The organism is Oleiphilus sp. HI0128 (assembly GCF_001635365.1).
Genome location: NZ_LWGG01000778.1, coordinates 1 through 7,134, shown reverse-complemented (window position 1 = coordinate 7,134; position 7,134 = coordinate 1). Strand labels below are relative to the sequence as shown.

The window sequence follows — 7,134 nt, the reverse complement described above, 5'->3', positions numbered from 1 at the left end:
CCAAGCTGTTCGCTAATATAGACCGATCTGTGATGGCCGCCGGTACAGCCGATCGCGATAGTCATGTAGCTACGGTTTGATGCTTTGAATTGAGGAAGCCATTTACTGAGAAAGTTAATGATATCTTCCTTCATTAGTATGGATTCGGGTTGGGCGTTCATGAAGTCTACGACGGGCTTATCTAATCCACTAAAAGTACGAAGGTTTGGGTCCCAGTATGGGTTTGGCAAACAGCGAACGTCGAATACGTAATCTGCATCGCTAGGAACACCATTTTTGAAACCAAATGATTGAAAGAGTATGGCGAGCTCTTGCTCTCGTTTGCCTGTCACTCTAAGTTTTATGAGGTCTCTTAACTCGTATAGGGTTAGTTTCGTAGTGTCGACAGTCAGGTCAGCTTTTAGTGCCAGCTGGTCGAGAAGCGTTCTTTCGGTTTCAATCGCTTCGGTGAGTGAGTGTGTTGTGCTGCTAAGTGGGTGTTTGCGTCGAGTATCGTGAAAGCGCTTTAGGAGCGTCTCACTTTGTGCGTCAAGAAAAATGATATCGACATCAATCTCCATCTGCTTTAGCTTCTCGTAAACTTGGGGGAATGCTTCTATTCCACCCTGCAGATTTCTAGCATCGATACTGATCGCAACGTTACTTAACCTTGTATCTTTACCTTGTAGTGATTGTTTACCAAGGTTTAGTAAAAGCCCAACCGGTAAATTATCAATGCAGTAATACCCCATGTCTTCAAGGACGTGAAGGGCCGTGCTTTTTCCGGAACCGGATCTGCCACTGACAATAACGAGCTTCATAAGAAGTTCCTAGCAATTTTGAGCTTCTAAGGTTTGTAGGTCTTAAGCAATTATTTTCTGATAAAGTTCAGTGCCTGTAGCAGATTCCCTTAAACTATCGCAAAAAGCAGTGTTGTTGAACTTCTCTGCAATTTGACTTAAAAGATCCAGGTGCTCGCTCGTCGCCTCGGAGGGGACAAGTAAAACGAAAAGAATATCAACGTCTTCGTTATCTATCGAGTCAAAAGGTATCTTTTTTTCAAGTGTAAATAGACAACCAATAACTTGTTTGCAGTTTTCCAGTCTGCTGTGGGGAATGGCAATTCCTTGCCCAACTCCCGTGCTTCCCAGTCGTTCACGAGAAATAAGGTTGTCAAATATTTCAGTTTCATCAAGATGAGGAAATTGTTTTGAGACCAGGTGTGCAGCCTGTTGAAGAACTTTTTTCTTGCTACCACCGGGCAAACCGCGTTGGGTTAGCTCCGGTGACAAGATGGCCTCGATAGTAATTTTATTTTCAGACATTTTTCGACTCTAAAGATCGCTAATAACTAGCGTGCTGCTGCGCCGTGTGCGCGGTCAACTTTCTTTTCCTTGTGCTTAAGAATTTGACGGTCTAGCTTATCAACTAGCTGGTCGATAGCGGCATACATGTCGTCGTTCTCGGCGTGGCCGTGGATATCTGCACCAGCGATATGTAGCGTTGATTCAGCAATATGTGCTTGTTTCGATACAGAAAGGGTTACCTGTACGTTGCTAATGCCGCCAATATGGCGCTCTAGCTTTTGCAATTTGGTTTTCACATATTCTTTAAGTGCATCAGTTAAATCTACATGATGGCCAGTGATATTTAATTGCATAGTATTCTCCTATCATCGTTATTTTTAGCGAGAGTTGAATATTGACTCACTTTTCGCTTATCAAATCAACTTGCTGCAGGCAGCAAGTTATCAAATATTGTATTAAACCAATCTTTTTCTTTCGTTCGATGGGGGGATCGACATCGCTTCGCGGTATTTTGCGATAGTGCGGCGGGCGACGTTAATTCCTTGCTCTTTCAACAAGTCGGCAATCTTGCTATCGCTAAGAGGTTTTTTAGGGTTTTCTGCTGATATTAACTTCTTAATAATTGCGCGAATCGCTGTTGACGAGCACTCTCCGCCAGTAGTTGTGCTGACGTGGCTTGAGAAAAAGTATTTGAGTTCAAATATGCCTCGTGGCGTATGCATGTACTTTTGTGTTGTCACACGAGATATGGTGGACTCATGCATTTCTACCGCTTCAGCAATATCATGTAAAATCAGCGGCTTCATCGCTTCATCACCATAGTCAAGGAAGCCTTGTTGGTGAGCTACTATCTTACTTGCCACTTTTAGAAGCGTCTCGTTACGACTTTGTAGGCTTTTAATAAACCACTTTGCTTCTTGAAGTTGATCCTTCATAAAGGTGTTGTCGTTACTGGAGTCAGCTCTCTTTATAAACGAAGCATAATTTGCATTGACCCTTATTTTTGGCGCAATCTCTGGGTTGAGCTCAACTTTCCAGCGTCCTTTTTCTTTCTTTACGACGACATCTGGCACAATGTACTCAGGCTCGGAAGAAGCAATGGATTCACCTGGTTTAGGGTTCAAAGACTGAATTAGAGAGATAACCTCTTTCAGTTCATGCTCTTTAAGGCGGCTGCGTCGCATTAGTTGAGCGTAGTCTCTTGATCCTAATAAGTTCAGGTAGTGGCTGATTACAAGCTTTGCTTGTGGTAGCCAGGGCGTATCTTTTGGTAGCTGGCGTAACTGTAGCAGCAAACAGTCGGGCAGGTCTTTGGCAAATACCCCAGGTGGATCAAAGTGCTGCACGCGTTTTAAGACGGCTTCAACTTCATCTAATTCAACCGGGTCTTCGTCATCTGAGTTGTGCAGCCCCTCGTGTATCTCTTCAACGGTATTCGTTAGGTAGCCGTCTGTATCTGTTGCGTCGATTAATGACATCGCAATGTATCGGTCGCGATCAGACATGGGGGTAAGGTTAAGTTGCCAATCTAGATGATCTGCAAGAGACTCGGTAGCAGCGTTTCTTTGTTCGAAGGCATTGTTGTCATCTTCGGGAACGGGACCACTGGGCGCATTGTTTGTATATATGTCATCCCAAGCCGTATCAACAGGCAGATCTTCCGGTATAGTATCTGACCACTCTTCACTAGGCGTGTCGGCTTCATTGCTAGCAGGTGCTTCGCTCGAACTGGTGTCTGTACTACTGCTTTGTTGGTTGTCCTGAGAGGCGTACTCGTTGCCATCATTTTGATGACTTTCATTCTGATTTTCTTGTTTATCACTTGTATTTCCAGGCTCGTTGTTATCGTCCTGGAGTTCGAGCATAGGATTAGATTCCAATGCTTCTTGTATTTCGTTTTGAAGGTCAAGAGTCGACAATTGTAGCAAGCGGATTGCTTGCTGCAATTGAGGTGTCATTGTCAGTTGTTGACCGAGCTTTAATTGGAGAGAAACCTTCATGTTCATGAGGATGTCACCAACTTAAGACTTAAATTTTGAATCATGTATTGTCGCTTATTATATTTTGCGGAAATGGTCGCTGTGAATAAACGTATTTATATTTACTTCATTTACACAAGTGTAGTGCGAAGATAGCAAAGTGTGAAACAAATAAAAGTATATTTACGTTACCAGCCTACAAATAATTGTTTTAGATCAAGTTATCGTCTTGTTGACGTGAAAATTGCATGCTACTCATTTCTAAGCTGAAAGTCATGCTTAATTGTTTGTATATGCTGTTCGAATCGAATGCTATGAACTAGCCACTGGCTTATAATTTGAATTGATTGCCCAAGTAGACTTGTTTGACCTTTTCATTATTCAGAATGTCTTCAGCACTTCCTGAAGCAATGATATGGCCATCACCAACAATATAGGCTTTTTCACAAATATCCAGCGTTTCTCTAACGTTGTGATCGGTTATGAGTACGCCGATATTTTTACTTTTAAGGTGAGAGACGATTGACTTGATGTCGTTGACCGATATTGGGTCGACACCTGCGAAGGGCTCATCGAGTAGAATGAAGTCAGGCTCCATTGCTAAAGCTCTGGCTATTTCCACTCGCCTACGTTCACCGCCTGACAAGGCCATGCCAAGACTATCTTTGATGTGAGTGATGTGAAACTCTTCGAGTAAGGCTTCCATTCTTTGTCGCCTTTCGCTGCGAGAAAGATCTTTTCTAATCTCTAGTACCGCCAGGATATTGTCTCGAACACTTAACTTTCTAAATATTGAAGCTTCCTGGGGCAGGTAGCCGACACCGTTTCGTGCCCTATCATGCATAGCCATGGATGATAGGTCGGTATCATTAACTGATATCTTGCCTTTATCATGCTTAACCAGGCCTACAATCATATAGAAACAAGTGGTTTTACCAGCACCGTTAGGGCCGAGCAGCCCGATCACTTCACCGCTGTTGATAGTCAGGGAAACATCTTTAACTATTTGGCGTTTATCATAGGCCTTGGCTAGGTTTTCTGCTTTTAAAGTTTTCATTGTTGCTCAGGTCTATTGCTTTTGCTCGGCACCGGACTCGGCATTTGGAGCAGGTTCGAGTGGCAGTTTGTTTTCGTTTTCTGGAGAACCTTTTATTAGTGGCACTTCAGTATTTTCCGATGCGGTCTCGGCATTAGGGTAGTAATGAATTTTAACTCGAGACCCTTGGGTCTGATCTCCCTTGGCGCGTATAGCTCTTCGTACAATGTCGTACTCTATTTCTTCACCTGAAAAGGAGTTGTCTTGTTGTACTAACTTAGCTTGGCCGGAAAAACGTAACAAGTTGTCTTTTGCAATATAAGTAATAGAGCTGCCATAGCCATGAGTGTTCGGGCTATCGGCGCTTACTTGTTGTACAAAGTGTGCTGGCTGGCCAGAGGCCTGGATGGTTGTAATGCTGCGATTTGTCGCCTTTACAGAAATATTATCTGCTTCTAGGCGAGATAAACCTTGGGAGATTATGACATTGCCGGTATAGGTTGACGTGCCATTCTGGTCGTCAAGGCTAGCCTGGTCTGACTCTATGGATATTGGAAGTTTACTGCTCGGGTCGATTGCAAAACAAAAAGCAGGCAAAAGGGTTAACAGGGTGGCACGGAGCAAGCTATTTATTGAAGGCATACTGTCCTCTGACATTGCTAAGGAGTTCAATGCGTTTTTCATTAAGCCAGCCGTTTAAGCCGGTTGCTTGAATGACGCTTTGATCTTTCCTAATGGTAACGGCTTGGTTTGATGAGATAAAGGCCTGTTTTCGGTCTATCGATATTTGATCGCTTTCAATGCTCCATGTTTTATCGCTGGGGATAATCTGCTCGATGATGACATTTCCGGAAAGCATTAGTGTATCGCTGTCTGGCTGGATTTCACCATTGTTGGCACTAAGTTGAATTATTTCTCCCTGTTCATTTGAGAGTGTCGCCTCAATGTGCTCGATATCGATTTGGTCAGATTGTGCGTAAAATAATGCGCTTTTACTTTGTAAGTTGGTTGAGAAGCCTTTGTCATCATATAGCGTAAATCTTGCGCCTTCGACGAATGCAGCGGGCCTGTCTGTACCTGCTTCTGATGCGCTTTTTTGGGTATCTTTTATCTTTTCTTCAGAAAATAAAAGTAGACCCAGTGCAAGGCAGGCTAGGGCAATGATTAAAGGTCTGTAATGGCTCGGGTTAAGCATAAATAGCCTGTTTTGAGTCTAAGATAAATAGCTCTGGTGGTACGCTTCCAGAAGTCCTTTAGCTTCCAGGATAAGGTCAGAAACTTCACGGACAGCACCTTGGCCGCCAGGGGTTTGAGTGCAATGTGCTGCATGCTTTTTAATAAGGCTATGCGCATTGGGAACTGTGATGCCTAGCTGCACGCTGGTGATTGCAGATAAGTCAGGTAAGTCATCGCCCACGTAACATATTTGGTCAAAGGAAATACCGAGTTCTTCGCTAATTTCACCTAGGGCAATTTTTTTGTCTTCTCTTCCTTGAAGGATGTTTTTAATGCCAAGGTCTTTTGCGCGCCTCGCCGTTAGTGCTGAGGTTCGACCTGTGATAATAGCGACTTCGATATCATGCTTCATTAGTGCTTTAATTCCTTGGCCATCAAGAATATTAAAGGCTTTTAGTTCGTCTCCTTGTGCAGAGAAATAAACACTGCCGCTAGTCATGACGCCGTCAACATCGAGTGCGACGAGTTTAATACTGGCTGCTTTATCTGCAATGTTTTTTGGAAGTGCGTTAAAAGTCATGTTGGTGGCCCTAAAGTCTTAGTTGTGAAGTTGAAGGTGTTGTAACTAGGCAAGTACAGTTTGTTCGTACAATACATAAAGGTAGCCACCATAGATAGCAAGTAATAGCGTGCCGGCTACCGGTCCAAGGCTGTTCTTCTTGGTTGCGTGCTTGATATAAACCATGGCAGCGAGCCCGAAGGTCAGGGCAAACATGAGAGCGTAGTCTCGGAATAGTGTCTCTTCACTAATCGGGATGCCACCCTGTGAGATTGGGTGAAGAAATGCAGGAATTGCTAGCACTGCTAATAGATTAAACAAGTTTGAGCCGATAATGTTTCCCAAGGCAAGGTCGTGATGGCCTTTAAGGGCGCTTGCAATGGAGGCTGCAAGTTCGGGTAGGCTGGTTCCAATGGCAACAATCGTTAAGCCGATGATGATTTTGCTCACGCCGAGCTCGGTAGCGATGCCAACTGCCCCCCAAACCAAAAGCTTTGAACTGGCGAGCAATAGAGCAATACTTATAGCTAGAAGAATGTAGGCTTTTTTTGCAGAGATGGATCTGCTGTCTTCTATTTCATCGATTTCTCCCGCGGGTGCGTTTTGAAGTTTGGCGAGAGCAATGAGTGAAATAAACAAAATTATAGATAGTGCAACACCGTCGAGTGCATCCAGCATGCCGTCACTGAGTAATAGGGTGGCCAAGAAAGTCGCGACCATGAGTACCGGGAACTCAACCTTCAGAATTGCCTTTTTAAGGGGGATGGCCGAGACCAGTGCTGTTGCGCCAAGTACTAGGGCAATGTTTGCGATATTCGAACCGATCGCATTTCCTACCGCAAGGTGACTTGCATTGTCTAGTGCTGCAGTACCTGAAACAATTAATTCGGGAGCTGAGGTGCCGAAGGCAACAACTGTTAAGCCGATCATCATCGGTGTCATGCCAAGGTTGAGCGCTGTAGCGACGGCGCCACTGACGAATCGGTCAGCACTCCAAATAAGAACAATAAGCCCGAGGATAATTGCTAAAGAAAATAGAAGCATAGGTTAGTATCTAATCAATGTTTTTTCTAGGGGTGTAATGAAGGGCCTTAGTAT

Annotated in this window: 9 protein-coding genes; all 9 read right to left on the bottom strand. The window is 44.0% G+C overall.

The window, feature by feature from the left end; genetic code table 11:
- Nucleotides 1–800, bottom strand: an 800-nt coding sequence (gene rapZ, locus A3763_RS11055) for an RNase adapter RapZ (protein ID WP_068760022.1), incomplete at its 3' end; no start/stop codon positions are given.
- A gap of 42 nt (nucleotides 801–842) precedes the next feature.
- Entirely contained in the window at nucleotides 843–1,304 is a 462-nt protein-coding gene (gene ptsN / locus A3763_RS11050) for a PTS IIA-like nitrogen regulatory protein PtsN (RefSeq protein ID WP_068510396.1), read from the bottom strand.
- Between the two features lie 26 nt (nucleotides 1,305–1,330).
- Nucleotides 1,331–1,639 (bottom strand): ribosome hibernation-promoting factor, HPF/YfiA family, encoded by a 309-nt coding sequence (gene hpf / locus A3763_RS11045; RefSeq protein ID WP_068510392.1) that lies wholly within the window; start codon nucleotides 1,637–1,639, stop codon nucleotides 1,331–1,333.
- Between the two features lie 102 nt (nucleotides 1,640–1,741).
- Nucleotides 1,742–3,286 carry an RNA polymerase factor sigma-54 gene (locus A3763_RS11040; protein WP_068511168.1) on the bottom strand — a complete coding sequence of 515 codons (1,545 nt, stop codon included), beginning with the start codon at nucleotides 3,284–3,286 and terminating at the stop codon, nucleotides 1,742–1,744.
- Between the two features lie 310 nt (nucleotides 3,287–3,596).
- Nucleotides 3,597–4,322 carry an LPS export ABC transporter ATP-binding protein gene (gene lptB, locus A3763_RS11035; protein ID WP_068511164.1) on the bottom strand — a complete coding sequence of 242 codons (726 nt, stop codon included), beginning with the start codon at nucleotides 4,320–4,322 and terminating at the stop codon, nucleotides 3,597–3,599.
- Nucleotides 4,323–4,334: 12 nt separating this feature from the next.
- On the bottom strand, nucleotides 4,335–4,943 hold the full coding sequence (gene lptA, locus A3763_RS11030) for a lipopolysaccharide transport periplasmic protein LptA (protein ID WP_068511162.1): 609 nt from the start codon (nucleotides 4,941–4,943) through the stop codon (nucleotides 4,335–4,337).
- Entirely contained in the window at nucleotides 4,927–5,496 is a 570-nt protein-coding gene (gene lptC, locus A3763_RS11025) for an LPS export ABC transporter periplasmic protein LptC (protein WP_068553988.1), read from the bottom strand. The genes lptA and lptC overlap by 17 nt, the downstream gene beginning before the upstream one ends.
- A gap of 18 nt (nucleotides 5,497–5,514) precedes the next feature.
- Nucleotides 5,515–6,057, bottom strand: a complete 543-nt coding sequence (locus tag A3763_RS11020) for an HAD family hydrolase (RefSeq protein WP_068511157.1) — start codon at nucleotides 6,055–6,057, stop codon at nucleotides 5,515–5,517.
- A gap of 45 nt (nucleotides 6,058–6,102) precedes the next feature.
- Entirely contained in the window at nucleotides 6,103–7,080 is a 978-nt protein-coding gene (locus tag A3763_RS11015; RefSeq protein WP_068511153.1) for a calcium/sodium antiporter, read from the bottom strand.
- Nucleotides 7,081–7,134: the final 54 nt, after the last annotated feature.

Bases quoted from the DNA above. Each gene is read 5' to 3' on its own strand.
- ptsN (WP_068510396.1), bottom strand. From the start codon at position 1,304: ATGTCTGAAAATAAAATTACTATCGAGGCCATCTTGTCACCGGAGCTA.
- hpf (WP_068510392.1), bottom strand. From the start codon at position 1,639: ATGCAATTAAATATCACTGGCCATCATGTAGATTTAACTGATGCACTT.
- A3763_RS11040 (WP_068511168.1), bottom strand. From the start codon at position 3,286: ATGAAGGTTTCTCTCCAATTAAAGCTCGGTCAACAACTGACAATGACA.
- lptB (WP_068511164.1), bottom strand. From the start codon at position 4,322: ATGAAAACTTTAAAAGCAGAAAACCTAGCCAAGGCCTATGATAAACGC.
- lptA (WP_068511162.1), bottom strand. From the start codon at position 4,943: ATGCCTTCAATAAATAGCTTGCTCCGTGCCACCCTGTTAACCCTTTTG.
- lptC (WP_068553988.1), bottom strand. From the start codon at position 5,496: ATGCTTAACCCGAGCCATTACAGACCTTTAATCATTGCCCTAGCCTGC.
- A3763_RS11020 (WP_068511157.1), bottom strand. From the start codon at position 6,057: ATGACTTTTAACGCACTTCCAAAAAACATTGCAGATAAAGCAGCCAGT.
- A3763_RS11015 (WP_068511153.1), bottom strand. From the start codon at position 7,080: ATGCTTCTATTTTCTTTAGCAATTATCCTCGGGCTTATTGTTCTTATT.